Source organism: Actinomadura sp. CNU-125 (assembly GCF_001942465.1).
GTDB lineage: Bacteria > Actinomycetota > Actinomycetes > Streptosporangiales > Streptosporangiaceae > Spirillospora.
The window spans coordinates 1-2,413 of the sequence record NZ_MKJY01000458.1 but is presented as its reverse complement, the minus strand read 5'-3'; the positions used below and the strand labels follow the sequence as shown (position 1 = coordinate 2,413).

Here is a 2,413-nt window from a genome sequence, read left to right as displayed (position 1 = left end):
GCGCGCAGCGCGGGGACCGGGCCTCCGCCGGGCGGGTCCTCCCGGACCCGGACGGCGTCCGCCGCGACGTCGCGGGCCGGGCCGACCACGACGAGGCGGGCCGCGCCGGACGCGGCCGCGGCGACGTGCTCGAGCAGGGCGCGGTCCCCGACGCGGGCGGCGGGCTTGTCGGCGCCGCCGAACCGGCGGGCCGCTCCCCCGGCGAGGAGCACGGCGTCACCAGCCGGGCACCGTCAGCCCCCGATGGCCGACATGGGACGCGCGGGCTGCAGAAAGGACGGGTCGTCGATGCCGTGCCCGGCGCGCTTGGCGCGGACGGCGGCGAGCCACCGCTCGGTCAGCTCGTCGTCGGACGCGCCCGCGCGCATCGCGTCGCGCAGGTTCGACTCCTCCGTGGCGAACAGGCAGTTGCGGATCTGCCCGTCGGCGGTGAGGCGCACCCGGTCGCAGGCGCCGCAGAACGGGCGGGTCACCGAGCCGATGACGCCGACGGTCGCGGGGCCGCCGTCGACGAGGAAGCTCTCGGCGGGGGCGCTGCCGCGCTCGTCCGGGCCCTCGGGGGCGAGCGCGAACGCGGCGCCGAGCCGGTCGAGGATCTCGTCGGCGGTGATCATGTCGTCGCGGGTCCAGCCGTGCTGGGCGTCCAGCGGCATCTGCTCGATGAACCGCAGCCGGTAGCCGTGTTCGAGGCAGTAGCGCAGCAGCGGGACGGCCTCGTGGTCGTTGACGCCGCGCATCAGCACCGCGTTGACCTTCACGGGCGCGAGCCCGGCGGACCGCGCGGCGGCGAGGCCGCGCAGGACGTCGTCGAACCGGTCGCGGTGCGCCAGCCGCTCGAACGTCGCGCGGTCGAGGGTGTCGAGGGAGACGTTGACGCGGTCCAGCCCGGCGTCGGCGAGCGGCGCGGCGAGCCGGTCGAGGCCGATCCCGTTGGTGGTCAGCGAGATCTGCGGGCGGGGCCGCAGCGCGGCCGTCCGGCGGACGATCGCGGGCAGCCCGCGGCGCAGCAGCGGCTCGCCGCCGGTGTAGCGAACCTCACGGATGCCGAGCCGCTCGACGCCGATACCGACGAGCCGCGCCACCTCGTCGTCGGTGAGCAGTTCCGGCTTGGGCAGCCAGTCCAGGCCCTCCGGCGGCATGCAGTACGAGCAGCGCAGGTTGCAGCGGTCGGTGAGGGAGACCCGCAGGTCCGTCGCGGTTCGGCCGAAGCTGTCGACGAGCACGGGCGCCCCTTTCCAACGTCCGGTTGAACAGCCCACCCTATTGCGGACATTGACGATTCGTTCCATCGCGGGAGACGGTATCCGCCTGATCAACGGGGAAGTTCCCCCGGGGCTCCCCCGGGGAAACGACGAGGAGGCACCGGTGGCGCAGGCACGGGAGTGGGAGTTCGCGGGGACGCGCGGCGCGGTCGCCGCGCGGATCTGGGCGGCGGACGGTCCGCGCTACGTCGCCGTCCTCGCGCACGGCTACGGCGAGCACCTCGGACGGTACGGGCACGTCGCCGACGCGCTGGTGCGGCACGGCGCGACCGTGTGCGGCCCCGACCACATGGGGCACGGCCGCTCGGCGGGCGAACGGGTCCTGGTCGAGGACTACGAGGACGTCGTCGCGGACCTGCACACGGTCGTGGAGGCCGCCCGCGACGACCGTCCGGACCTCCCGATCGTGCTGATCGGCCACTCGATGGGCGGGATGATCGCCGCGCGGTACGCGCAGGCGCACGGCGACGTCTTGACGGCGCTCGTACTGTCGGGGCCGGTGCTCGGCAGCTGGCGGACCGTCGACGACCTGCTGCCGCTGGCGGAGATGCCGGACGAGCCGATCGACACCGCGACGCTGTCGCGGGACCCGTCCGTCGGCGCCGCCTACACCGCGGACCCGCTGGTGTGGCACGGCCCGTTCAAGAAGGCGACCGTCCGGGCGCTGGACGCGTGCCTGCGGCGCATCAACGAGACGGGGTCGCTCGGCGCGCTGCCGACGCTGTGGGTGCACGGCGGCGACGACCGGCTCGTCCCGCTGGACGGAACGCGCGGCGGCATCGAGAAGGTGCGGGGCGGCGACCTGACCGAGGTGATCTATCCGGGCGCGCGGCACGAGGTGTTCAACGAGACGAACCGGGACAAGGTCCTCGGGGACGTCACCGCGTTCATCGACCGAGTGCTCGAGCGGGCCGCTTCGTCCGCTTAGCGAGCTCGTCCAGCAGTTCGGCGCGGCGGCCGGGCGGGACGCCGGCGCCGGTGACGGCGGACTCCAGCGCCCACAGCAGGTCCTCGTCGGTGCGGCGCGCGGACCGGTTCCGCAGGAGCAGGTACGCCTCGACGGCGCCGATCGCCGCGAGGGTGTCGAGGGTGTGCACGCCCGCCGCCTCCAGCCGTGTCGGCGTCGCGGGCGGCGAGCCGGGCGGCAGTTG

General features: G+C 75.1%; 4 protein-coding genes. 1 reads left to right on the top strand and 3 read right to left on the bottom strand.

The window, feature by feature from the left end; all coding sequences use genetic code 11:
- Both BJF79_RS37565 and moaA read right to left on the bottom strand, forming a co-directional pair.
- The coding region (locus BJF79_RS37565) for an NTP transferase domain-containing protein (RefSeq protein ID WP_158079412.1) at positions 1–212 on the bottom strand (212 nt) is incomplete at its 3' end.
- 21 nt (positions 213–233) lie between these two features.
- Positions 234–1,223, bottom strand: a complete 990-nt coding sequence (moaA, locus tag BJF79_RS37560; protein WP_075904542.1) for a GTP 3',8-cyclase MoaA — start codon at positions 1,221–1,223, stop codon at positions 234–236.
- A 142-nt stretch (positions 1,224–1,365) separates the two neighbouring features.
- Here moaA and BJF79_RS37555 point away from each other — a divergent pair, with 142 nt between their 5' ends.
- On the top strand, positions 1,366–2,190 hold the full coding sequence (locus tag BJF79_RS37555) for an alpha/beta hydrolase (protein WP_075904540.1): 825 nt from the start codon (positions 1,366–1,368) through the stop codon (positions 2,188–2,190).
- Here the strand turns inward: BJF79_RS37555 and BJF79_RS37550 are convergent.
- Positions 2,150–2,413, bottom strand: a 264-nt coding sequence (locus BJF79_RS37550) for a TfoX/Sxy family DNA transformation protein (protein WP_187357112.1), incomplete at its 5' end; no start/stop codon positions are given. The two genes, BJF79_RS37555 and BJF79_RS37550, sit on opposite strands and share 41 nt — an antisense overlap.